Origin of the sequence: Borrelia sp. P9F1, from assembly GCF_030436115.1 — a bacterium.
Lineage (GTDB): Bacteria > Spirochaetota > Spirochaetia > Borreliales > Borreliaceae > Borrelia.
In genome coordinates, this window is record NZ_CP129407.1 from 821,639 (window position 1) to 844,397 (window position 22,759).

The following is a 22,759-nucleotide window of genomic DNA, read 5'->3' on the forward strand; positions in this document are numbered from 1 at the left end:
ACTTCTCGTTATGGTGTTTTTGATAATTTGAAAAAATAGTTTATTCCAGGATTAAGATATTCAAGTAATGTGCTTCCCTCTAAAAAGTATGAAGGCTTAAAGATTTGCTGCGAGTGAATTAGATAAACTACAATTGCAATTATTCCAAATGCTTCAAATAAACCAAGCATTAGCCCAAGTATTCTATTAAAGAATAGTAGTTGAAGATGGCTTACCATTGATTCAACTAGAGATTGCAATACTAAAAACCCTATGTGTATTAATAAGAAAAATGCTAACAATGCCTGAATATAGGACAGCTCAAGTATTGGAGATACAAACACTTGAAAGTTATGCGTCTTATTATAAAGTAAAAATATTAAAGCAAATACTTCAACAAACCCACCAATTTCTTTAATAAATCCCCTTAAAAAGCCCCTAAACCCCAGTGAAATAAAAATTATTATTATTAATATGTCGGCTATTCCAGTTATTTTAACAGGGGCGTATTCTAGCATTCCATTGCCTCAAATTCCTTTAATAAGATATTGGCTATTAGGTTTGATGAACCTTGTTTATGAAATTTTTTTATATTATGTCTTAATATTTCAGACTTTTCTTGATTACTCAATATTTCCTGTATAGCATCTATTAAGACACTCTCATGTAGATTTTTTTCCTTTACTGTTAAGCATGCATTTTGCTCTTCTAGTAGTTTTGCATTTCTAACTTGATCGCCCCTTGATCCTTTTTCAAATGGAATAAGTATTACACATGCACCAGCATTGGCAAATTCTTTAATAGCTCCAGCCCCAGCTCTACTGATTATAATGTCTGAAAATTTGATTATACTTGACATTTCTTCTGCATTAAAGAATTGGCGTCTCAGATAATTATTTGCTCTAGTTTCGGTCAGATTTTTCCCACACTGGTGTATAAAATAAGCATCAATTTTATCTTTGATGCTATAGGCTATTCTATTTAAAGTATCTGCCCCAAGAGATCCTCCCAGTAAGCTAATAATAGGTTTTGCTGTGTTGCAAGACAGTTCTTTTATGATGTTTGGATTTGGATTTGTAAATTCTGATCTTATTGGTGATCCTGTATATACGACATTTTTGTTTTTAAAATATTTGATGCTTTCTTTAAAGCTGATGTATATTGTGTTTACAAATTTTGAGTTGATCTTTGTTGCAAGACCAGGGTCAAGATCCATCTCATGTGTTATTTTTTTTACCTTGAGAAGACTTGCTGCTATGATTGGAGGACTTGATACAAAACCACCAGTTGCATATATAATTTGGGGTTTATACTTTTTTATAGCAAAAAAGCTTTGAACTATTCCAAGCATAACCTTCAAAAAATCACTAAAATTTTGTAATGAGAAATATCTTCTAAGTTTTCCAGACGGAATTTCAATAAACTTAATGTAGGGATACTCTCTTATAATTTTAGATTCCATTGATTCTTTTCGGCCTAGCCAGAAGAATTCGACATTCTTGTCTATTTCTCTTAGGCTTTCAATTATCGCTATTCCTGGGAAAATATGCCCTCCTGTACCACCTCCCGTAAAAAATATTACTCTTCTGTTTTTCATATACCTCTTCAGTGTGCCTAAACCCCTAGCGATATGAGCTGGATTATACTAATATTCTATTGAATATCACACTCTAATGCAAATATTAAGTATTTCTTTCGTCGAGCAAGGAGCAGATTAAAAGTTAGATCCAATTTTTAAGAGATAAATGTTTCTTTTGTTAGATTTATGATTTTTGCTTTCGCATTCCATTCAAAGTGGATTTAAGAATTATCTTGAATAGTATGAAAATTATTTTTTAAGAATTGTTCAATTTGAACACCCTCTTTTTGAGAGATATTATTTTCAATAGAGTATTTTATTATTGAGTGAATGACTCGAGTTGCTTTTTCCAAGGCTTGTCTTATCTCTAATTTTTCCAGATATCCTATTAACAAGCTAGCAAATAAATCTCCAGTCCCGCTAAAGTTTCGTTCCAATTTTTCTAAGAAAAATTCTGAATATTCCTTTGTTTTTGGGTCATAGGCAACGGTACCAATAAGATCGCCTTTTTCTACACTGGTAACTACTGTTACTCCATGTGTTTCAAGGCTTAATATGGCTCTAATTATTTCATCTTTATTATTTATCTTTTCTGTGTTAGTTAGCATTTTAAGTTCTGTTATGTTAGGTGTTATGATGTCTGCGTGTTTTATTAAACTGTGAAATCCACTTACAATTTTTTGGTCAAAAATGGGGTAGAGTAGTCCATTGTCTGCAAACACAGGATCAATTATTATTTTTTCAAACTTTAATATCTTGAACATGTTCTTTATGATCTTTTGTTGATTATTGCTTCCAAGAAACCCGCTATAAAATATGTTAAAGTTTATGTTTTGCTTTTCCCAAGACAAGATAAACTTTTCTAGTTTATTTGTTAAATCTACTATTTCAAATTCTTCATAAGCTGTTGTTGCGGAGAGAACAGCGGTTACAAAGGGACAAACTTGCATATTAAATGATGATATAACTGGGATGCACATTGTAAGCGATGTGCGCCCCGTGGTCGAAATGTCATGCATAGCCAATACTCTTTTCATAACTTCACTTCCCTGTTATATTTATACGTTTTTATTCTTGAACTTGCATCGGTTTCAATTGGACTTGCTCCGTATTTTAAGTACATGTGATATCCAATTCCTGCAATCATTGCTCCATTATCTGTACAAAGGTCTATTGGGGGATAGTAAGCTTCTATTGCAAGATTTTTGATTTTTTCTCTTAGATAAAGATTGCCAGCAACGCCTCCAGATATTACTAATTTTTTTATATTTGTAGTCTTTATTGCTCTTTTGATTGGATTTAGTAGAATTTCAAAAGCTGCTCTTTGGAAGCTTGCAGCGATGTCATTTTTTGTTATTTTCTCGTTTTTGTCTTTAAATTTTTCAATTTGATGTGTGCATGCCGTTTTAAGCCCCGAATACGAAAAGTCATACCAATTTTCTTTTTTTTCAAAAATTGTAATTGGGAAATTAAATGCATATTCGTTTCCACTCCTGGCTAGCCTTTCTATATTGGGGCCACCTGGGAAACCCATGTTATAATGCTTTGCTATCTTGTCAAATGCTTCTCCGCAAGCATCATCAAGGGTGCGTCCAAGTATTTGAACACTATCAAAATTATTTTGTTTTGCAAGTATTGTGTGTCCTCCACTTAGTACTAAAGATAGGAATGGGTATTCTATTTTTTCAGTCATTAAGGGGGAGTAGAGATGGCCTAAAATATGATCAATGCAAATTAAGGGTTTCTTGAGTGCAATTGATAATCCTTTTGCAAAATTTATTCCAACAATTAAAGAACCAATAAGTCCTGGTTTAGATGTAACTGCTATTAAATCAATATCTGAAGCATTAATTCGGGCATCTTCTAAAGCTTTCTTGCAGACATACATAATAAACTCTGTATGTAATCTTGAGGCAATTTCTGGAACCACGCCATAGTACTTCTTATGTTCGTCTTGACTGAGTTTAACATTGCTTAATATTCTAGTGCCATCTTCTACGATAGCTGCACAGCAGTCATCACATGAGCTCTCTATTCCAAGCACTTTCATTGCTACTCTCTTTTTCATAAAGGTTTAATAAGTTTTTAAATTCGAATTCCTTATTTAGGCTTTCTGATTCTTGTTTGAGTATTTTGAGGGTGTTTTTTGACCAAATATGCCCTATTACTTTCACAGTTCCCTTGATTCTCGCTATTTGTTTTGCCTTCTCGAGCGATGCAATGACATCCCTTTCATTATCTTTATTATCCAGGAAGATATCCCTTCTTTCTACCCTGACGCCAATTTTTTCTCCAATTTTTATTGATATGCTTTCTTTAGTAGTGAAGCTGTCGAAAAAATATCTGTCTTCTTCTTTAAGTTTAGTTAAAATAGTTTTCATTATTTTTTCGTTTGAGGTAATAAGGCTTCCCATGTGATTATTCATTATTTTTGCATTGGGGTATTCTTTAAATGTTTTCTCAATTTTTGTTCGTACCGTGTTTTCATTGTCGTCAATGTTGATGTGAAATTTTTCTATCGAATTTTGATGTTTCGATTGCATTGGGAAATGAATCATTGTAATTTTGTTTTCACTTATTAGCCTATTGTAGGCATACATTGATTTAGATAAAAAAGGGATAATTGCAAAGTTGATTTTCAGGTTAATTTTTATAAATTTTTCCAACATAAATTCATCGTATCCGACATCATCAATGACAAGATAAAACTCAGGCTTTAAAGTATGAGCCTTGAGTCTTTTTTTATCTCTCATGGAATTCTCTTTCTTAACTTTTTCTAGCTTTTTTCTGAAATCCAGGTTAACCGATACTGCATTATTCTTAATGTATGCAAGGCCAGAGAACAGCAAAATTACCGCACCAACGATAGTAATTAAAAAGAACGATATTGCAATTTTCGTTCTATTCCCCTTTATTAAAACAAAAATACTCCTAACATCCATGCTTGATGACTAGTAAAACAAAACCCAACATTAATGTCAATGTTATTGGTAAAGTTCTTCTCTAAGCTTTTTAAGCACTCTTTTTTCAATTTGCCTTACAGTTTCTGAAGATATCCCAAGTTCACTAGAAATGTCTTTCAGCGTACTTTTTTTATCATTGTTATCAAGGTTGTATCTCTTTCTTATGATATATCTCTCTTTGTGGTTTAACTTGGTATCTAATATATGATTTAAGTGATTCAAAGTAGAGTTTTGCTCAAGAGTACTTTCGGGATTAAAAGAGTTGTCCTCATAAAGATTTAAGAGTGTGGAATTTTCTGATCCCTCAATTTCTTTGTCAAGAGAATATTCTTTTTCAAGATATGGAATGATTTTTATGTATTGAGCGGGAGTTAAATTAAATTTTTCCATTATATCTTCTTTCTTGGGGTATTTTTCTTCTTCCATGAGATATTTGTTTATCTGTAGTATTAAGTTTTCTTTCCTATAAGGCACCTTTACAAGTCTAGTCTTAGTATTTAATGCTCTTTGGAGAGATTGCTTAATCCAAAAGGAAGCATAGGTTGAAAATTTGGTATTTTTGCTCGGATCATATTTCTCAGCAGCCCTTATTAACCCTAAGTTACCTTCCTGAATTAAGTCTTCAATTTTTAAGCCTTTCCCAGCGTATCTCTTAATTATTTTCAAGACTAGGCGCAAATTAGCGTTAATCATTTTATTTTTGGCCTTCATATCTCCACGCTTAATCTGAGCAGCAAGTTCAACCTCTTCCTCATGCGTTATCAGTCTGTGCTCTCTTACTGACTTTAAATAGATATTTAAATCCTCGTTACTAAAGATATTCACAACACTTCTCCCTATCTTTTAAATTTATGTATCTTACAAGCACCCCCTTAAAGTGTAGGGCAAAAAGCATGCCAATAATAAGTAAAACCGTTAATTATTGGCTAAAATTATTTATTTCTGCTATTTGATTGTAGATTAAATCAGCAAGCCCGAAATTTTTGTATTTTGATATTTGTTTTGCTCTTTCTAAATAAAGCATATCTTCAAAAATTTCCTCTGTTTGGCCTCCACTTATTAAGTTATTCTCTTTCCTCAAAGAGCTTCTCATGCTCTTAAGCATCTGGTTGACAAATATTGCCTCAAATTCCAAAGAGGCGTCATAGAGATCACTGTTGTGTTTGCCTACCTGTTTAGCTTTACTCTTTAAATTTTTTATTTGATTTATTTGACTTTTTGTTTCTAGAAATTGCAGATCAATCCTATTGTGCATTTTGCTCCTCCAAAATTAATTCTCCGTTTAATTTATTAATTTTTTTAGATTTTTTAATTATTGTTATCAACTCATCGTTAGTGAGTGCATTTACATTTTTTGATATAAATTCACTTAGGTTCATTTTTTGTATTTCTATCTTAACTTTTTCGTTCTTTTTACTGCCAAACGAGTTATTCTCATTTCTCTCAATTAAAAGCATTAAAGGTCCTATTTCTGCATTTTTACTTGCCATTACGGTTTTATCTGTTTCATTTATTAAAACAACGGGAGAAGTTTCTATTTTTATTTGTTCAATCTCGCTTAGCAGTCCAATTTTTTCTATCTCTATCTCTATTATGTTTCCAGATTTTATGTTATTTTTAATACCTTTTTGATTAAGCTTTTTACTTATTTCATCTGCTAGGGTATAATTTTCCTTCTTTAGGATGATATTGTATCGAGAATAATCTTTGCTCTCATGTATTGTAGCTCCCTTTGCTATAAGTCCTGTTCCTCTTGATTTTTCGTTAGTGGTTACTGGGCCTGACGCGATTGCTATTATCTTCCCTTCTCCGTTTTTCAGTTCTGTTCTTAACAGGAGGCCATTCGTTAAATCTTTTGAATCCAATACAGATGCTACATGAACATCCTGACTTGAACCCTCAATCATGTTGCCATTTATCCTGAGTGACGCGTGTACCAGGGCGATGTTTTTGCTTTCTATGCTATTTAATTCTATTCCATCCCCCTTTATGCCAATCTGAGTTAAGATCTTGCTTAGGGCCTCTTTATCCTTCTTGAGTGTATCTCCTTTCCCAGCGAGTCCCGCTACTATGCCGATTCCTGTTAGCACAGAGGAATTTGTGGGCTGTATTTTTGCAAGTTCTTTTAGTCTTATCTTCTCTCCTGATTGGCCAGGAACGCCACCCTTATTAAACCCTTTAAGAGATTGATCTTCTTGGGAAAATGAAATGAGGACCGCTTTCAAGCTTAATACAACGAACACCATCAATTTCATCATGCTCTAATTCCTCTCATATAGGAGGTATAGTCTACCCTTATTTTAACATTATTGCAATTCCCTATAGTCGTTTTACTTTTTCTCCAGGCTAGGCAAAATGGGATTAGTGCGTTGAAATTCGCTCTTTAAGTTATTTCTGTTTTTGTATTTTATCCAGCTTTATTTCACTATGTTTGCTAATCTCATGCAAGACCACATATTTGGCGCTATTTAGTTCGTTTAAGCTTAAGAATTCGGTGGGCCTTGCTGTATTTATTTTGTATTTAAAGTAAGCATTGCTTTCACTCAATTGTTGTCCAGCTCTTAAATGTACTTTTGCGAACACAATTGGCTCTATTATGTCGATATACAAATTTATTTTATTATGCTTTTTATAATCTTCGAATTTTTTTGCATAATAAACTGAAGTTTTCTGAATGGGTATGTTTTTGTATGACTCGTTTTTTATTACTCGAAATTTGATGTCTTCGGAGGATTTATTTGCCATATTAATTTCTGATTCGTTAAAGCTGAATTGAAGTATGTAAATGTTTTTGTTTGTTAAATTTTTTGTGATATGGTTAATCATTTCGAATATTACCTGTTTTTGTTTAAAACGTGGACCTATGTAAATCTGCGACAGGTAGTTGTCATCACATATCTTCGAATATTCCTTAGATAAAAAATACACTTTGTTGGGGGATAACCCAACACAAGTATCATGAGAGACGACCTGTGCTAAATTTGCTGTTAAAAAATAGATAAATACAATCTTACTTGCGTATTTTCTCACTACCTTTTTAAGTTGTTGGCAATACCTAACATGTTATCTGAAGTTTGAATTGCCTTTGAGTTTATCTCATAAGCCCTTTGCGCAACAATCATTGTTACCATTTCTTCTGCAACAGATACATTTGACATTTCAAGAATCCCTTGTCTTAGCCGACCCATACCATCACTTCCAGGAGTCCCAGATATTTCCTTCCCAGAGCCAACGGTTTCCTTAAAAACATTGCTTCCAACTGCAATAAGACCTGACGGATTTACAAATCTTGAAATTTCTATTTGCCCAAGTTCAACTGGATCAGAATCACCATCGATTTTTACAGATATTATTCCTTCTTGGGATATTGTAAGAGAGTCTTGTATGTACTCTTCAGGAAGAGATACCTCGGGTAATAACCTATACCCTTGGTTTGTTACAAGATCGCCATTTGCATCTATTTTAAACGAACCGTCTCTAGTGTAGCCATAAGTACCATCTGGTAAAAGCATCTTGTAAAAACCGTCGCCCTCAATTGCAACATCAGTGTTCAAATTGGTAGCCCTGAATTTTCCCTGCTCAAAAATTATATGTGTTGCTGACACCTTTGTCCCATGCCCAACCTGATTTCCAAAAGGCCTTACCGTGTCTTCAGAAGCAGGAGTACCAGCCCTGCTTTGTGTTTGATACACTAGGTCCTCAAACTCGGCTCTTGTTTTTTTAAATCCCGTAGTGTTAACATTTGAAAGATTATTAGCTATCGTATCTACGTTATACTGCTGTGCCTTCATACCACTGGCCGCCGTCCATAGCGATCTCATCATAAAACAACTCCCTTAAAACTTTCCTATTTCGTTAATTAATTTACCAAGAAGCGAGTCTTCAGTCTGTATAGTCTTCTGATTTGCTTCGTAAGCTCTATTAACCTCAATCATCGATACCATTTCGTTAATGGCATTTACGTTAGATCCCTCTAAGATGCCGGTTTCAATTTTAGGCCTTAAACCCAATTCAATGTCCCTAGGGGGTCCTGATATTTCTGTGCTACCCCAGAGGGAGTTTCCCTGTTTCTTTAAAAATCTTGTTTCTTCAAACCTTACGATCTTCAGACTATCAAGTAGTTCGTAATTTCCCCAAGAGTTCTCATGTTCGCTTACAAGCCTTCTAGGATCAGATTCAAATTCACCATTATGAAATATCTGGCCCTGATCTGTTATTTTAAAATTGTTGTCCTTTAGACGAATATACCCCTTTTCTCCAATAACGGGGTATCCATCTTTTGTAACAAGTATACCTTCCTTTCCAAGTGTAAAAGACCCATTTCTTGTATATCTTTCCCCCTTTGGAGTTTGAACCACAAAGAACCCTTCGCCAGTTAATGCCATGTCAAGAGGGTTACCTGTTGTTTTAAGTGGCCCTTGCTCGAAGGAAGTGTATGTTTCATTTTCTTCAACACCCGTGCCAATTTTCCCAATAACTGGCGCTGTCTCAAGATAGCCTTTGGGAAGTTTATAAAGACCATCATCGTTAAGCCTTCTAATCAACATCTCGGGGAAGGCTTTTTGGACAGATAAGGTCCCTTTGTACCCCGCAAGATCAACGTTCGCCAAGTTGTTCGCAATAACATCCAACCTGTGCCTTTGCGCCACCATCCCACTAGCAGCAGTGTATATACCCCTTACCACATTAAATCCTTACTATTTTCACTCTTAACACTAATCCTACCACCAAAACATTTATATATCAATTTAAATTTTTTTGATTCAGTAAAATTAATTAACTCTGCTACTTGCTGTGTAGAGTTGGCTTTTGTGTTTACTGTTTTGAGGGTACACCTTGGAAAAGTGTAAAATAAATGTATAATTCCCGTGAGAGTTTGTTTGATTTGAGGTTAGTACATGATTAAAAGAGGCTTGGTGATTGCGCTTTTATCTTTTTTTCCGTCTTTTGTATTCTCAGAATCTGGTTATGCTGGAAATGTCAAAGATGGTAGCGAGGTTTTGGGATATTGGGTCGGGTATGATGAAGCTACTAACGTTAAAAACTCTGTGGTGTATGTGTATAAGTACAAAGGCAAGGTGTACGGTAGAATACTGAACGTGATTAGAGAAGGGAAGGTTTATGATGTTGATAATCCTTCAGGGTCTAAAGTTGTGGGTTTTAATCAATTGGGGATTGAGGGCCTTGATTTCATGTGGGGGCTTAAATATTTTCCTGATTATGGTAAGTGGGATCAGGGTAAGATCATTGACCCTAATAATGGTAAGATTTATACTTCCGAGATGAGAGTAGATTCAGAAACCGGAGATCTTGTGACCAAGGGCAAGGTGTGGGTTTTCGGTAGGACTAAAGTTTGGACTAGAGCTAGGGAGGGTGAGGTTCCTGGGCTTGATGTGAGCGACTTGGTGCCAAATCCTCCTGTTCCGGAATAATAAATTAATTAAATGCCCAAGCATATTAGTTTAGTCTTTAGGAAGATTTAGATGGTAGATAGGACGGCATATTACGACAAGTTTATTTCAAGAGTGCCTAACTTTCCAAAGCCAGGGATACTTTTTTATGATATTACCGGTGTTTTGTTGAGCGCTGAGGCGTACGAGTCTTTGATTGAGGATGTGTGTGCGTTTTATTCGTCGAAAAAAATCGATTGTATTGCGGCTATTGAATCAAGGGGATATCTTGTTGGGTCTCCTTTGGCTTTGAGAATGAGATTACCTCTTTTGTTAATCAGAAAAGAGGGCAAGCTTCCAAGGGAGGTTTTAAGGGAGGAATATGAGCTTGAGTATGGAGTTAGCAGTATTGAGATACACAAAGATGATGTTAAGAGGCATTCAAATATTTTGTTGGTAGATGATATTTTGGCCACTGGGGGTACGTTAAAAGCGGCGGCTGTGCTACTTGAAAAAGCTGGTGGAGCAATATCTGATATATTTTGTTTTATTGAACTTGTGGGGATTAATGGTAGAGATGCTTTAGGGGAATATAATTTTAATTCTCTTGTCAGATATCCTTGATTTTGTTTAGCTAAAAATCATGTAAGGTATTGAGTATTTGAATAATTGACTTTAGGTTTTGTTAGCTTTATAATGCTTAACTGGATATCGAGAGGTAATTGTGATGTATGCGTTGTTAGATATAAGGGGTAAGCAGTACAAGGCTGTTGTGGGGGAGATTTTAAAGATAGATAAGATTGATTCCGGTGAGGGCGAGAGGGTAGAGTTTGAAGGTGTTACCCTTGTAAATAAGGAAGGGGATGTAAAGATAGGAAGGCCTTATGTTTTGGGATCTTGTGTGAGGTGTACTTACTTGGAGGATCGTAAGGATAAGAAGGTTATTTCTTACAGGTATAGGCGGAGAAAGTCAAGTGAGCGGAAGGTGGGACACCGGCAAGTTTATTCTTATGTGTTGGTCAATGATATTGTTTGTCAGTGATCAATGTTTTAATTAGAACTCGGAGTAGCGTGGTTGTTTACATACTGGCCGACGGGCATGCTAGGGGTGTTGGCTGTGTTAATGTGGTTTGCGCTTCTTTTTCTTTTCTTTTAAGGACGTTTTTGGGTGTTCTTGATTTTGAGGGGGAGGATTTCGTGGTTGATAATGCTTTAAGGGGCTATTTAGAGTTCAGGCCTTCGTTTAGAGATCTGAGTAAGAAGGGTCTTTTTTATTATAGTAGGTTCTTGATAAGGGGAATAAGGGATTTGTGTTTTGAATACCCTTGTGATATTAAGTTGATTTTGGAGGAAATTGATGGCAACGAGTAAGAGTGGAGGTAGCTCTAAGAATGGAAGGGATTCTATATCTAAGAGACTTGGTGTTAAGAGGAGTGGGGGTCAATTTGTTAGAGCTGGAGAGATTATTGTGAGGCAGAGGGGTACCAAGTTTCATAGGGGAAAGAATTCTGGATTAGGTAGAGATTATACAATTTTTGCATTAAAGGATGGCGTGGTGGAGTTTAAAACTTCTGGGGGACGGAAATATGTGAATATTGTTTAATGCTTAAGTGATTTGAGGTTAATTTGCATAAGTTTAAGGATTCTCTGAATTTGACCGTTTCTTCAGGTGATGGTGGCGCCGGCTGTGTTTCTTTTTTGCGTGAGAGATTTAAGGCGAAGGGGGGCCCTGATGGAGGGGATGGGGGAAGGGGAGGTGACGTAGTTTTTAGGGTTAAGGATAATCTTAGAACTTTGTCTATTTACAAAAATGGGCAGAGGTTTGTTGCTAGGAATGGTAGACCTGGGATGGGTCGGCAGAAGAAGGGAGCTGACGGAGGGGATTTGGTTATTTTTGTTCCCCCAAATACTTGTGTTTATGATTCTGACACGGACTCTGTTTTGTTTGAACTCAAGAATTTTGATGATGAATCTGTTGTTTTAAAGGGGGGCAGGGGCGGACTTGGGAATTTGAATTTTAAAAGCTCTAAAAAACGGGCCCCAAGATATGCACAGCCTGGGGAGAGGGGTTCTACCTTAAATCTTAGACTAGAATTGTCTTTAATGGCTGATATTGGGCTTGTAGGGCTTCCTAATGCAGGAAAGTCTACTCTTATCAATAGAATAACCGCTTCGAGGTCAAAGGTGTCAAATTATCCTTTCACTACCAAGGTTCCACATCTTGGTGTTCTCAGGGATTCTTACCATGATTTAGTGGTTGCCGATATCCCTGGAATAATTGAGGGCGCTAGTCGAGGAGTGGGGCTTGGATTTGAATTTTTAAGACATATTTCAAAAGCTAGTGGGTTGGTTTTTTTAATTGATGCTTCTAGTGATGATTTTTTAAGTGCCTATAATGTTCTTGTTAAAGAACTCGGTGTGTACGGAGCAGGCCTTTTGGAAAAGCGACGCATAATTGTTGCTAATAAACTTGATTTGGAGGGTGCAAACGAAAACTTTGAACAGGCGAAAAAGCTTTTAGAGGGCGAAAAAATTTTAGGAATTTCTATTTATGAAAATAAAGGCATAGAAGAACTTACTAGGGAGTTTTTTATCTTGGCAGGAAGTAAGGAGAATTGATTCTTGTTTATTCTAATAATTAATTCTTAGTCTATAATATTTTGCGAAATTGATTAATATATCATTTGGTTGGGGATTTATGAAAATAGCGGTGCTGGGTGGTACTTATAATCCTGTGCATGTTGGGCATATGTTTTTGGCAAAGGAAATAGAGTATTATTTGGGAGTTGATAAAGTAGTGTTTGTTCCCACACATAATCCTGTCCATAAAATTGTTGAAGGGAATGTTAGTGTTAAGGACAGAGTTGCGATGCTCAAGTTGGCAATACGGAGCGAGAGCAATATGTGCGTAGACGAGTGTGACATAGTCAATGGAGGGATCACGTACACTATTGACACCGTTGCTTGTATTAAAAAGAAATATGTGCACTCTGAAGTTTATTTGGTTATTGGCGATGATCTTTTCGAAAATTTTGCCTTGTGGAAAAATGCAGAAGAAATAGCAGAGTCCGTTAATCTTGTGGTAGTGCACAGGATATATAAAGAAAAAATCGTGAGCTATTTTAAACATACCTACGTTGATAATAAAATGTTTCCTATTTCTTCATCAGAGATTAGAAGCAGAATTGAGAATTGTTTGCCGGTTGATTATTTGCTTCCTTCTGGTGTTTTAAGATATATTAAAGATAATAATTTGTATGTCCAAGGTAATTAATTGAAAAAAGAGTTATTTTTCCTAATTTTAATCGTTTTGGTGGTTCTCGGTGTTGTGGTTTTTTTTGTTGATAGTTCTAAAAGAGAACAGGTGTATTTTGAGTTAAATACTAAGAGTAATATTAGTTTTTTCATTCTGATAGAAGACGATATTGGTAATCTTTTGAGTATGCAAGAGATTTTTATTAATATAAAAACCGGGAATATTGGATTTTTAGATATTCCTATTTACACAGGTTATGAAGATTTAAAGGGAAATGTATCTTGGTTTGAGAATTTATATGAGAGAAACAGGTTTGATGAATTTTTGTTTAAGGTGTTTAGACAGCTAAATCATGAACCTGATTACTATATTCTTTTTAAAAAGGATTCTTTTGTAAAATTTATTGATTATCTTGGTGGGGTGCGTCTTCTTGTTCAAAGGCCTGTCAAAGTATACAAAATGACAAATTCTATTCTAATACCTTCTGGTAATTCTGTTTTTGATGGGGATAAAGCTTACGATTACTTAAGCTATTTCAAAAATATTAATCACTTTGATGAAAGATTTGAGTTTTTTAAGGAGTTTTTCAAAAAGATTGTAGCACAATTTGAAGAGTTGGATGAGACCCATGAAGATTTTTCTAGAATGTATTCTATGTTAGATACTAATCTTTCTGAGACTGTGTTTAGGTATATTTTTACCAATTACAAAATAAATAGCGAAAAATTTATTTTTGTTAACATTAAGGGGCAGGAGGAAATATTTAAGGGTAACGATAATAGTACAATAAAAGTTGTTTTCCCTTATTATGGAGGGGCGGTTCTTAAAGAATCAATAGAGAAATTAAATAAGGATTTAATAAGTGAAAATAGAGATGAAGAAGAAATAAAAGTTATTATTTTAAATGGTACTAAAATCTCTGGGCTTGCAAGAAAGGCTACTAATATTTTTCAGTCTTTAGGATTTAATGTTATAAAGTTTGCAAACGCAGATAGGGATAATTATTCCAATACTTTAGTGATAAATAATTCAGATAATTTGGAGATAGCTATGAGGGTCGGGGATGTAGTTAGAGCAAGAAAGGTTAAACCGATTTCTGAATTTCATACAGATATATTGGGATTTGATGGGTTGGCCGCAAGTCCTGATGTAATAATCATTTTGGGAGATGATTTTGATGGAAGGTATGTTAGACATAGATGATGTGAAGAAGCTATGCAAAATAATATCTGATTTTGATGGAATTGATGTTTTAGGTATTGATGTTAGTTCTGTTTGTAATTGGGCAGATTTCTTTACTATTGTATCATGTTCATCGTTTAAACATATGGAGGCTTTGTACTCTGAGAGATTGGTAAATTTTTTTAATGCAGGATCTTTTAATTATTGTGTTCAAGGTAAGGGTTTTATTTATGATTGGACAATTGTTTCATGCGAAAATTTAATCATACATTTGATGAGTGATAAGGCCAGAGCGTACTATGAGCTTGAAAAGCTATGGAGTCATGGTGAGTTTATATACTCTTAGAAATATTTAATTAAAAAAAATAAAAATATCATAAAAATTATTTACAAAAAATTAAAAATATTCTAGATTTAGAACATGTATTTTAGGGAGGCTTAGAGGTGAATATCACAGATATAAGAATTAGGAGAGTTGATAATAAAAATCCCAGTTCTAAGTTATTGGCGTATGTTACAGTTACTTTTGATGATTGTTTAGTTCTTCATAATATTAGAGTTATTAAGGGACAGAAAGGTGTTTTTATTGTCATGCCTAATAGAAGAACTAAGGTGGGGGAATACAAGGATATTGTACACCCTATTAATCAAAATTTTAGAGAGATATTGCAAACTTCTATTTTTAAAGAATACGTGAAGGAAAATCCTTCAAATCTTGAGCTTGAATTGAGTTGATATAGCCTTGTTGACAAAGGGTATTGTATTTTGTATGCTTTTGATTTGTATATAATTTGGGTATTTGGGACGTCGACAAGTGGTAAGTCAACTGGTTTTGGTCCAGTCATTCGAGGGTTCGAATCCTTCCGTCCCAGTATTTTTGATTAGGAGTTTTTGTTGTGGATAGTAGGGTTTTAAGTTGTGAGCGCAGGTTAGATTTTGGTTCTTCTTGTGCTCGTAGGATGAGGCTGAAGCATGAGATACCGGCTGTTGTTTATGGGAGAGGGAGTGACGTTCTCCACATAAGGGTTGGGAGTAATGAATTTAATAAAAAATTTGGGAAGTTTACAGACAATACTGTTTTGGTTTTAAGAGATGGGAATGTTGATAGGTGTGTTTTTATTAAGGATGTTGATGAAGATTTTACTAGGAATCTTATCTATCATATTGATTTTTATGAAGTTGATCGAGAACAAGATATTGAAAGAGATGTTGAGATTAGATTTGTCGGGGCTTCTATTGGCGTTAAGGAAGGTGGGGTTTTGAGTGTGCTTAGGAGTCGGATTAGGGTTAGATCTTTGCCTTTGGAATTGCCTGAGTTTATTGAGGTAGATTTGTCTCCTGTTAAAAGAGGAGACCAGATAACTTGCGGGGACATTGTGCTTCCTTGTGATGTTAAGCTTTCAGAAGAGGATGGTGGTTCGGTTGTTTTATTTGTGAAATAGAGAATATGAGTTTGTTAATAGTTGGGCTGGGGAATTCTGGGTCTGATTTTTTTCACACTAGACACAATGTTGGTTTTACCCTCGTAGATAAATTGATTTTAAAGCACGGGCTCTCTTTAAGTAGGGCCGATGGTTATGAGTATTCTGGTTTTAGTTACGAAGGCAGAAGGGTTGTCTTGGTTAAGCCTTTGACTTACATGAATCTTAGTGGTGGCATCTTTCCTTCTGTTTTTTCTGAGTTTAGTGTTAAGGTGTCCGATTTGTTGGTTGTAGTCGATAATGTTGATTTGCGTTTGGGAAGGTGTAGACTTAGAAAGTCAGGAGGAGCTTCCACACACAATGGCCTGAGGTCTATTTCTGAGAGGCTTGGGAATACTAAATATAGCAGGTTATATATTGGTATTGGTAATGGTGATGAAGGAAACCTTGGGGATTTTGTTCTTTCAAAATTTAGTGCTAGTGAGATGGAATGTGTTGAGAATGTTTTTACTTTTTTAAGCGAAGAGATATTGGATATTGATGAATTTAATTTTGAAGATAAAGTTGAAAAGATTAATTCTAGTAGTTTTTGATGTTTTGGAACAATATAAAAGGAAGGATAGAGAGTTTTTATGAAAAAAATGCACTGACTAGGGGAAAGGTGGTTGTCGCTTTTTCAGGGGGTGCAGATTCTACCGCTTTGTTGTTAAGCCTGAAAGAGTATTTGAATAATGATATTGTGGCTCTTTATTTTGCGCATTGCATAAGGCCTGAGCGCGAACAGAGTAAAGAATTGGAACACGTGGAGAAGTTTTGTACTTTTTATGGTGTTCCTTTTCAGATAAAGCGTTGTAGTGTTGACATAACAAGGGAGGCTAGTCGACTTCGTAGATCGGTAGAGGAGCTGGCTAGGGAGTATCGATATGATGCTTTATTGGAATCTTTCAGAGAAAATAAGGCCAGTTATATTGCACTTGCTCACAATGAAGGGGATCAGTTTGAAACTTTGATTATGAGATTTTTTCAAGGTTCTTTTCTAGATGGGCTTTCTGGTATTCCAATCATTAATGGAAATATTATCAGGCCTTTGCTTGGGGTGTCCAGAGAAGAGATTGAAGAATTTCTTTCTTTAAATAAGGTTATTTATTTTGTTGACAGCACCAATAGTGAGGATACGTATTTAAGGAACAGGATTAGAAATAAATTAATGCCCGTTATTGGGGAGATTTTTGCAGGATACAAGAAGAGCTTAAGGAGAGTATCTAAGTTTTCGAGTGAATTTGTACATTTTTTTGACGAAAAGAGTTTTTTGCCTTTCAATAAGGGTAATTATTATTATTCTTTCGATGCCGTTATTTTTTTTGAGTTACCTAAGTATTTGATTTTTAGAACTATTTTCCAAATTCTAAATTTAGAGGGCCTTGTGTTAAATGTATCATATAGATCCCTTGAAGGGATTTTTAGAGTAGATCATTCTAACAAGAAAAGTGTAATCTTAATAAGAAATAATTATTTTTTTTTAGAAAAGCGTAAGGATAAGATTAATCTCATGTTAAGACGAGTTGAGGAGTTGTATGAACCTTTCGATTTTACCTTAAAACTTAATGGGTATTATAGTTTATCTTTAGGTAAGATTTTGTTAGAATGTTTGGAGTGCGAAGATGGTTCTATACTGGAATTGAGGTTCTGTTCTTATGAGTTTAAATATAGATTTTTTAGAAATAAGTTAAAGGCGAAGAGGTTCTTTTCTAAGTTTATAAGATATAATCCTCTCTATTTAATGTTATTGGTGTTAAAAAGTAAGGTGGTTGGAATTATTGATTTAAATACTTTAGACTTAGTGTGGAGTGATAAGAGCATTCTTAAAAAGGTTATTATATCTTTGATCGGAGGATTTTTAAAGGAATGAATATTAACAATAACAATTTGAACAATGGAAAATCTAATAATAAAAAGAAAAATAAAAATTGGATTTTGTGTCTTGTTGTAGTCTTCTTAATTCTAGCTATATTCATGTCTTATTTTATGAGAGGAGGGGAAACATACAAAAATGTTCCTTATAGTACTTTTCAGACTTATTTAGATAGCGGACTGATTGAGTCGGTTGTAATAGTTGATAAGAGTCAAATTCAATTTGTTGTCAAGAATTCGAACTTGGGAAAATCTTACTTCTCGACTAGCATACCTTATTTGGACATAAATTTGCTTGCCGAACTTAGGAATAAAAAGGTTGAGGTGAGTTCTGGTAAGAGTCAAGCATCCTTAATTAGTGTGCTTCTTCAGACTTTACCATGGATATTGTTTTTTGTCTTTTTTTTCTTTATCTTTCGTCAAACTCAAGGCGGAGGGGGGAAGGTTTTCTCATTTGGGAAGAGCAATGCTCAAAAATATGAAGCGGGGAAGAATAAGGTTACTTTTAAGGATGTGGCTGGACAAGAGGAGGCTAAGCAGGAGCTTAATGAGGTTGTGGAATTTCTTAAGAATCCTAAAAAGTTTGAAAAGATAGGTGCAAGAATACCAAAGGGTGTTCTTTTGGTTGGGTCTCCTGGGACTGGAAAGACTCTGCTTGCTAAGGCTGTTGCTGGGGAGGCTGGTGTAAATTTTTTTCACATGTCGGGGTCAGATTTTGTTGAAATGTTTGTTGGTGTTGGAGCAAGTCGTGTTAGAGATTTGTTTGATAATGCTAGGAAAAATTCTCCTTGTATCGTATTTATCGATGAACTTGATGCTGTTGGGAGGAGCCGGGGTGCAGGCCTCGGGGGGGGGCATGATGAGAGGGAGCAGACTCTTAATCAGTTATTAGTAGAAATGGATGGATTTGGAACGTATACTAATGTAATTGTGATGGCAGCGACAAATAGACCCGATGTGCTCGATTCTGCTCTTTTAAGACCTGGAAGATTTGATAGGCAGGTGACGATTACTCTTCCAGATATTAAGGAAAGAGAAGCGATACTAAATATTCATTCGCAAAAGACTAAGCTTGCCAAGGATATTAATTTACAGGTAATAGCGAGAGCAACTCCTGGAGCTAGTGGTGCTGATCTTGCGAATTTAATCAACGAGGGGGCTTTAATTGCTGCAAGGAACGATCAATCTGAAATTTTGATGAAGGACTTGGAAGAAGCCAGGGATAAAATATTGATGGGTGTTGCCAAAAAGTCTATGACTATTACTGATAGGCAAAAACTCGAGACAGCTTATCATGAAGCAGGGCATGCATTACTTCATTATTATCTTGAACATGCCGATCCGCTACACAAGGTTACTATTATTCCTAGGGGTAGGGCACTTGGAGTGGCCTTTTCTCTTCCTAAAGAGGATAGGCTTTCAATAAATAAGCATCAGATTCTTGACAAGATTAAGATATGTTATGGTGGCTATGCTAGCGAGCAAATTAATTTAGGTTTTACCACTGCCGGGGTGCAGAATGACTTGATGCAGGCTACTAATTTGGCAAAAAAGATGGTCACAGAATGGGGGATGGGAGAGGATGTGGGTCCTATATTTTTAGTGGATGATGATGCTCCGATTTTCCTTCCAAAAGAATTTTCTAAATCGAAAGCGTACTCTGAGAATACTGCTGATAGGGTAGACAGAGAAGTTAAGAGGATTTTAGAGGAGTGTTTAAGAGAGGCTTCAGATATTTTGGTTAAACATAAAGACCAGTTAGTTAAACTTGCAGAAGCTCTGGTTTTAAGAGAAACTTTAACAGATACTGAAGTAAGGGAGCTCTTAGGGTTCGGTATAGTTGAGGATGAATATGGTCAGAATTTAGCAAAAACTGATCTTGAGATAGTGAATGGATAAATAAGATTTTTAAGGGGTCCGTATGAATTTCTTGAAGATTTTTCTTCTTTTGTCTCTAATGAACTTAAATGCTGTTTTAAGTGAGGGAGATAGGGATATATCTAAAATTCTTCTTAATGAGGCCAAAAGTTTTACAGGCACTCAAAGAGGGATGGATATGGTGTATGGTTCGCTTGATTTTGATTTAAGTAATTCGGATGCTCTTTATGAGCTTTCATTTAGGGATGATATTTCGTTACTGGATAGGATTTATTTATTAAAATCTGCACTAGATATCAATAAATTTGAATCCCTAAAGATTAGGGATTTGTATCGTCAGTATTTTTCATTAATTTTGAGGCAAAATGAGGATGTTTCTAGGAATAGAGAAATTGTTGCTCTATACGATAGGCTAGACAGTGATTTAAAGAGCGATAAAGAATTGATTTATATGAGGCTTGAAGCTTCGGATAGACTTGGTGATTTTGATGAGAATTTTAATAAAATTTTAGCAGCTTCTTTTTCTGTATACGGTGATGATTTTAAATTTTTTAAGTGGTTTTTAAAGGAAGATAAGTTTTTTCCGAGTCTTTTTAGCAAGCTTAGATTAAGAGAAGATTCTTTTTTTGATAATGATAATATTGATTACATTTGTAGGAATGCAGCCTTGGATGAATCCAATTCTGTTGCTTTGTTTTCCCTTTTAAAGGCTAGGAGTAAGAAGCTGAATGGTGTTCAGAGTATTTATTTATTAAAATATAAGCTATTAACTCCCGATGAAGCTTATGTATTCTTTAGGGCAAGTCCCCCAAAAACTATAGATGAATATAAGATGTTTTACGATCTTTTGGCAGATCCTGAGATAAGAAAAGAATTTTTGGGGCATTATCAAAATTTATCTGGTATGTATTTTGTGGACGGTAAAAATGGCGCTGCCGTGTTTGAAAATGGTGCTTTGGTGAGTTTTTTTTCAAAAATGGTAGATTATGCCTCGGAATTGAATAAGGATGATGGGTATTTTAATAGAGTCTATTTTAAAGATAGATCTCCTGTTTGTTATGAAAATAGTTTATTTGGTTATAAGGTTATATATTCCATTTATCCTTATGTAAGCGTGATTGAGTTTGATTGTTTCGATAAAAAAGAGATATATACTTTTGCTTTAAATTCTTTTAAATATGAAATTTTTAATAATTTTATCTATAACGTGGATTATATAGGAATTAATGGATTTTTGATGACGGATGTTTTAGAGATTTTTCTTCCCAGTATTTTGAATTTAAGTCTTAGGAAAGTTTCAGTTTCAAAATTTAAAGAAAATTTAATAGAGAAAAAAATATTGAATAAAAATGAGGTTGTTGAGGTTAGGCATTATGGGGTTGGGGATTTGATTTCAGTTCATAGAAAAGTTAACGGGTCTAGGAAGTTTAACTATGTCGAAATTTATGATGGAGGGGTAATAAAAGCTAAAAAAGTTATCCTGGATGATAGTTATGATGCATTTTGTTATATTAATTAGCTTTTAGGAATTGTTGATGCATAAAAAGTTTGTTCTTATTATCGTACTGGTTTTTGCGTGCAAAACAGTAAGGGAAATAGACGACAAGCAGATTTACTATATTCCATCTGATAATATAGACAGTCACATTAAGAATAATAATTTTGAAGTTGCTCTTTCGAGTTTCTATAACTTGAAAAACAGAGGACTTGAAATTGATCAAGATACTCTAGACCTAAAAGATAAGGCTTTATTTGGGATTGAGAGTGAATATTTAAGTTTTTATCAGAAAAAAGAGTATGATAAGGCTCTGCATAAGCTTGAAACCTTAAATTTGTTTGGCATTATGCTTAGCGAGAGTAAGGAGCAATTGATTTTAAGGCATCTTGAAAATTTAAAGATTGAAGATCCAAATCTTGCAAGTTTTTTTGCGAAATATTATTTATTTGATAATACTTTTAGTTCTTTAAAAGATTTTATTATTAATGAAAAGTCTCCTTCAAGGAATTTATTACTTGATACTTCCGTTTTAACGGTTTGGGTAAATATGGGTACTAAATTGTTAAATGGGAATATGGTTCCAAATATTGCTTTGGGAACAGCTTTTGTTATTGATAAGGATAAGGGGTATGCTTTGACTAATTACCATGTAGTTAGTTCTCAGGTTGATGAGGAATATGACGGAATTTCAAGTCTTTATGTTAGGCTTCCAAGGGGCAAGGGGGAAAAACTTCCTGCTAAGGTAATTGCTTATTCTCAGGAGATGGATCTTGCTTTAATTAAGGTTGCTTTTAAAGTAGAAAGTCAGTTTAATTTAAATTATCCTTCAGATATTAACATTGGGGATAAAATTTATGCAATGGGTTCTCCTATGGGCCTTGAAAAGACTATTACTTCAGGAATAATATCTGGTAAGAACAGAGACTTGTTGCCTGTTGGTGATTCGTACCAGATTGATGCTGCCATTAATCGGGGCAATTCTGGTGGGCCTGTAGTCAATGAAGCTGGGGAATTTATTGGGATTACATTTGCTGGAATTTTACATACACAAGGGCTTAATTTTGTTATTCCTTCAAAATGGGTTTTAAAAGTTTTACCCTTTATGTATGGAGGAGGGAATTTAAAAAATCAGTGGTTGGGCTTGATCTTCTCTGAAAGTTTGGGGAAATTGGAAGTATCATATGTTGCGCCTAATTCTCCTGCAGATATTGGTGGGATGAGGAGTGGTGATTCTATTCTTAGTGTTGATTCCCTAAACTTTGAAAGTTTAAGAGAGCTTCAATATTATATCCTACAAAAAAAGGCTATGGTAAGGGTTATCTATAGAAGAGATAATAAGGACTACGAGATTTATCTTTACCCTCAAGAGAGACCAAAGGATATAATTGAGAGTATTTTAAAGATAGATTCTTTAAAAAATTTGATGGGAGCTTTTTTGGGGTTAAGCTTGACGTTGGTCTCTTCAAGAGAATATAGGGTTACTAAAGTATTTTCCAATAAAATAGGAAGTGAGCTTAATTTTAGGATAAATGATGATGTTTTTATTTATGATTTTAAATATCTTAAAAGTAAGAGAGTATTTGTTTTATTGCTTTATGCAAAAAAGCTGTTCTCGGGTTATTTAGGAGCTCCTTTGCAGCTTGTTATTCCATTTGATTCCCTTGCATTTGTATAAATGTTTTAAAATAGTCAGGGTGTGGTT

27 protein-coding genes and 1 tRNA gene are annotated in these 22,759 nt (G+C 34.6%); 17 read left to right on the plus strand and 11 right to left on the minus strand.

All coding sequences use genetic code 11. The features are described from left to right. Positions 1 to 8 precede the first annotated feature (8 nt). From QYZ68_RS03975 to flgF, 11 genes are all read right to left on the minus strand, one after another. Positions 9 to 497 carry a CvpA family protein gene (locus QYZ68_RS03975; protein WP_301384264.1) on the minus strand — a complete coding sequence of 163 codons (489 nt, stop codon included), beginning with the start codon at positions 495 to 497 and terminating at the stop codon, positions 9 to 11. After that, positions 491 to 1,576 carry an undecaprenyldiphospho-muramoylpentapeptide beta-N-acetylglucosaminyltransferase gene (gene murG / locus QYZ68_RS03980; RefSeq protein ID WP_301384265.1) on the minus strand — a complete coding sequence of 362 codons (1,086 nt, stop codon included), beginning with the start codon at positions 1,574 to 1,576 and terminating at the stop codon, positions 491 to 493. Before murG ends, QYZ68_RS03975 begins: the two co-directional genes overlap by 7 nt. 203 nt (positions 1,577 to 1,779) lie before the next feature. Further along, positions 1,780 to 2,595, minus strand: a complete 816-nt coding sequence (locus QYZ68_RS03985) for a pyridoxamine kinase (RefSeq protein WP_301384266.1) — start codon at positions 2,593 to 2,595, stop codon at positions 1,780 to 1,782. Beyond that, entirely contained in the window at positions 2,592 to 3,608 is a 1,017-nt protein-coding gene (gene tsaD, locus QYZ68_RS03990) for a tRNA (adenosine(37)-N6)-threonylcarbamoyltransferase complex transferase subunit TsaD (protein ID WP_301384454.1), read from the minus strand. The genes QYZ68_RS03985 and tsaD overlap by 4 nt, the downstream gene beginning before the upstream one ends. Continuing rightward, on the minus strand, positions 3,577 to 4,500 hold the full coding sequence (locus QYZ68_RS03995) for a divergent polysaccharide deacetylase family protein (protein WP_476390625.1): 924 nt from the start codon (positions 4,498 to 4,500) through the stop codon (positions 3,577 to 3,579). Before QYZ68_RS03995 ends, tsaD begins: the two co-directional genes overlap by 32 nt. A gap of 42 nt (positions 4,501 to 4,542) precedes the next feature. Then, positions 4,543 to 5,346 (minus strand): sigma-70 family RNA polymerase sigma factor, encoded by an 804-nt coding sequence (locus QYZ68_RS04000; protein ID WP_301384267.1) that lies wholly within the window; start codon positions 5,344 to 5,346, stop codon positions 4,543 to 4,545. 94 nt (positions 5,347 to 5,440) lie between these two features. Then, positions 5,441 to 5,776 carry a rod-binding protein gene (locus QYZ68_RS04005; RefSeq protein WP_301384268.1) on the minus strand — a complete coding sequence of 112 codons (336 nt, stop codon included), beginning with the start codon at positions 5,774 to 5,776 and terminating at the stop codon, positions 5,441 to 5,443. Further along, a complete protein-coding gene (locus tag QYZ68_RS04010; RefSeq protein WP_301384269.1) occupies positions 5,766 to 6,779 on the minus strand; it encodes a flagellar basal body P-ring protein FlgI in 1,014 nt (337 codons plus the stop codon). The genes QYZ68_RS04005 and QYZ68_RS04010 overlap by 11 nt, the downstream gene beginning before the upstream one ends. Positions 6,780 to 6,909: 130 nt before the next feature. Then, positions 6,910 to 7,551 (minus strand): hypothetical protein, encoded by a 642-nt coding sequence (locus QYZ68_RS04015; protein ID WP_301384270.1) that lies wholly within the window; start codon positions 7,549 to 7,551, stop codon positions 6,910 to 6,912. Next, a complete protein-coding gene (gene flgG, locus QYZ68_RS04020) occupies positions 7,551 to 8,345 on the minus strand; it encodes a flagellar basal-body rod protein FlgG (protein WP_301384271.1) in 795 nt (264 codons plus the stop codon). Before flgG ends, QYZ68_RS04015 begins: the two co-directional genes overlap by 1 nt. 12 nt (positions 8,346 to 8,357) lie before the next feature. Further along, positions 8,358 to 9,206 (minus strand): flagellar basal-body rod protein FlgF, encoded by an 849-nt coding sequence (flgF, locus tag QYZ68_RS04025; protein ID WP_301384272.1) that lies wholly within the window; start codon positions 9,204 to 9,206, stop codon positions 8,358 to 8,360. Positions 9,207 to 9,419: 213 nt separating this feature from the next. On the opposite strand from flgF, the gene QYZ68_RS04030 reads away from it, so the two are divergent. The 17 genes from QYZ68_RS04030 (at position 9,420) to QYZ68_RS04110 (ending at position 22,732) form a co-directional block, all read left to right on the plus strand. Further along, a complete protein-coding gene (locus QYZ68_RS04030; protein WP_301384273.1) occupies positions 9,420 to 9,953 on the plus strand; it encodes a DUF2147 domain-containing protein in 534 nt (177 codons plus the stop codon). A gap of 51 nt (positions 9,954 to 10,004) precedes the next feature. After that, on the plus strand, positions 10,005 to 10,535 hold the full coding sequence (locus QYZ68_RS04035; protein WP_301384274.1) for an adenine phosphoribosyltransferase: 531 nt from the start codon (positions 10,005 to 10,007) through the stop codon (positions 10,533 to 10,535). 103 nt (positions 10,536 to 10,638) lie between these two features. Continuing rightward, positions 10,639 to 10,953, plus strand: a complete 315-nt coding sequence (gene rplU, locus QYZ68_RS04040) for a 50S ribosomal protein L21 (RefSeq protein ID WP_301384275.1) — start codon at positions 10,639 to 10,641, stop codon at positions 10,951 to 10,953. Continuing rightward, a complete protein-coding gene (locus QYZ68_RS04045; protein ID WP_301384276.1) occupies positions 10,950 to 11,282 on the plus strand; it encodes a ribosomal-processing cysteine protease Prp in 333 nt (110 codons plus the stop codon). The genes rplU and QYZ68_RS04045 overlap by 4 nt, the downstream gene beginning before the upstream one ends. Continuing rightward, positions 11,269 to 11,514, plus strand: coding sequence for a 50S ribosomal protein L27 (gene rpmA, locus QYZ68_RS04050; protein WP_301384277.1), 246 nt, complete (start codon positions 11,269 to 11,271; stop codon positions 11,512 to 11,514). Before QYZ68_RS04045 ends, rpmA begins: the two co-directional genes overlap by 14 nt. Before the next feature lie 23 nt (positions 11,515 to 11,537). After that, a complete protein-coding gene (obgE, locus tag QYZ68_RS04055) occupies positions 11,538 to 12,530 on the plus strand; it encodes a GTPase ObgE (RefSeq protein WP_301384278.1) in 993 nt (330 codons plus the stop codon). Positions 12,531 to 12,609: 79 nt separating this feature from the next. Beyond that, complete coding sequence (nadD, locus tag QYZ68_RS04060; protein ID WP_301384279.1) at positions 12,610 to 13,185, plus strand: nicotinate (nicotinamide) nucleotide adenylyltransferase; 576 nt, start codon at positions 12,610 to 12,612, stop codon at positions 13,183 to 13,185. Then, entirely contained in the window at positions 13,186 to 14,370 is a 1,185-nt protein-coding gene (locus QYZ68_RS04065) for an LCP family protein (protein WP_301384280.1), read from the plus strand. Beyond that, positions 14,345 to 14,695, plus strand: coding sequence for a ribosome silencing factor (gene rsfS, locus QYZ68_RS04070; RefSeq protein ID WP_301384281.1), 351 nt, complete (start codon positions 14,345 to 14,347; stop codon positions 14,693 to 14,695). Before QYZ68_RS04065 ends, rsfS begins: the two co-directional genes overlap by 26 nt. Positions 14,696 to 14,793: 98 nt before the next feature. Then, positions 14,794 to 15,084, plus strand: coding sequence for a septation regulator SpoVG (gene spoVG / locus QYZ68_RS04075; protein WP_231760766.1), 291 nt, complete (start codon positions 14,794 to 14,796; stop codon positions 15,082 to 15,084). Between the two features lie 65 nt (positions 15,085 to 15,149). Continuing rightward, a tRNA-Gln gene (locus QYZ68_RS04080) sits at positions 15,150 to 15,221 on the plus strand. Positions 15,222 to 15,245: 24 nt separating this feature from the next. Further along, entirely contained in the window at positions 15,246 to 15,791 is a 546-nt protein-coding gene (locus QYZ68_RS04085; protein WP_301384282.1) for a 50S ribosomal protein L25/general stress protein Ctc, read from the plus strand. A 5-nt stretch (positions 15,792 to 15,796) separates the two neighbouring features. Continuing rightward, positions 15,797 to 16,363, plus strand: coding sequence for an aminoacyl-tRNA hydrolase (pth, locus tag QYZ68_RS04090; RefSeq protein WP_301384283.1), 567 nt, complete (start codon positions 15,797 to 15,799; stop codon positions 16,361 to 16,363). Next, a complete protein-coding gene (gene tilS, locus QYZ68_RS04095; protein WP_301384284.1) occupies positions 16,363 to 17,679 on the plus strand; it encodes a tRNA lysidine(34) synthetase TilS in 1,317 nt (438 codons plus the stop codon). The genes pth and tilS overlap by 1 nt, the downstream gene beginning before the upstream one ends. Continuing rightward, positions 17,676 to 19,580: an ATP-dependent zinc metalloprotease FtsH gene (ftsH, locus tag QYZ68_RS04100; RefSeq protein WP_301384285.1), complete on the plus strand. Its 1,905-nt coding sequence runs from the start codon at positions 17,676 to 17,678 to the stop codon at positions 19,578 to 19,580. Before tilS ends, ftsH begins: the two co-directional genes overlap by 4 nt. Positions 19,581 to 19,602: 22 nt before the next feature. Then, a complete protein-coding gene (locus tag QYZ68_RS04105; RefSeq protein ID WP_301384286.1) occupies positions 19,603 to 21,078 on the plus strand; it encodes a hypothetical protein in 1,476 nt (491 codons plus the stop codon). Between the two features lie 16 nt (positions 21,079 to 21,094). Continuing rightward, on the plus strand, positions 21,095 to 22,732 hold the full coding sequence (locus QYZ68_RS04110) for a S1C family serine protease (protein ID WP_301384287.1): 1,638 nt from the start codon (positions 21,095 to 21,097) through the stop codon (positions 22,730 to 22,732). Positions 22,733 to 22,759 lie beyond the last annotated feature (27 nt).

Bases quoted from the DNA above. Each gene is read 5' to 3' on its own strand.
- QYZ68_RS04010 (WP_301384269.1), bottom strand. From the start codon at position 6,779: ATGATGAAATTGATGGTGTTCGTTGTATTAAGCTTGAAAGCGGTCCTC.
- QYZ68_RS03985 (WP_301384266.1), bottom strand. From the start codon at position 2,595: ATGAAAAGAGTATTGGCTATGCATGACATTTCGACCACGGGGCGCACA.
- QYZ68_RS03995 (WP_476390625.1), bottom strand. From the start codon at position 4,500: ATGGATGTTAGGAGTATTTTTGTTTTAATAAAGGGGAATAGAACGAAA.
- QYZ68_RS04035 (WP_301384274.1), top strand. From the start codon at position 10,005: ATGGTAGATAGGACGGCATATTACGACAAGTTTATTTCAAGAGTGCCT.
- flgG (WP_301384271.1), bottom strand. From the start codon at position 8,345: ATGATGAGATCGCTATGGACGGCGGCCAGTGGTATGAAGGCACAGCAG.
- QYZ68_RS03975 (WP_301384264.1), bottom strand. From the start codon at position 497: ATGCTAGAATACGCCCCTGTTAAAATAACTGGAATAGCCGACATATTA.
- tilS (WP_301384284.1), top strand. From the start codon at position 16,363: ATGTTTTGGAACAATATAAAAGGAAGGATAGAGAGTTTTTATGAAAAA.
- pth (WP_301384283.1), top strand. From the start codon at position 15,797: ATGAGTTTGTTAATAGTTGGGCTGGGGAATTCTGGGTCTGATTTTTTT.
- QYZ68_RS04005 (WP_301384268.1), bottom strand. From the start codon at position 5,776: ATGCACAATAGGATTGATCTGCAATTTCTAGAAACAAAAAGTCAAATA.
- rsfS (WP_301384281.1), top strand. From the start codon at position 14,345: ATGGAAGGTATGTTAGACATAGATGATGTGAAGAAGCTATGCAAAATA.
- QYZ68_RS04110 (WP_301384287.1), top strand. From the start codon at position 21,095: ATGCATAAAAAGTTTGTTCTTATTATCGTACTGGTTTTTGCGTGCAAA.
- tsaD (WP_301384454.1), bottom strand. From the start codon at position 3,608: ATGAAAGTGCTTGGAATAGAGAGCTCATGTGATGACTGCTGTGCAGCT.
- murG (WP_301384265.1), bottom strand. From the start codon at position 1,576: ATGAAAAACAGAAGAGTAATATTTTTTACGGGAGGTGGTACAGGAGGG.
- nadD (WP_301384279.1), top strand. From the start codon at position 12,610: ATGAAAATAGCGGTGCTGGGTGGTACTTATAATCCTGTGCATGTTGGG.
- rplU (WP_301384275.1), top strand. From the start codon at position 10,639: ATGTATGCGTTGTTAGATATAAGGGGTAAGCAGTACAAGGCTGTTGTG.
- QYZ68_RS04105 (WP_301384286.1), top strand. From the start codon at position 19,603: ATGAATTTCTTGAAGATTTTTCTTCTTTTGTCTCTAATGAACTTAAAT.
- ftsH (WP_301384285.1), top strand. From the start codon at position 17,676: ATGAATATTAACAATAACAATTTGAACAATGGAAAATCTAATAATAAA.
- QYZ68_RS04030 (WP_301384273.1), top strand. From the start codon at position 9,420: ATGATTAAAAGAGGCTTGGTGATTGCGCTTTTATCTTTTTTTCCGTCT.
- rpmA (WP_301384277.1), top strand. From the start codon at position 11,269: ATGGCAACGAGTAAGAGTGGAGGTAGCTCTAAGAATGGAAGGGATTCT.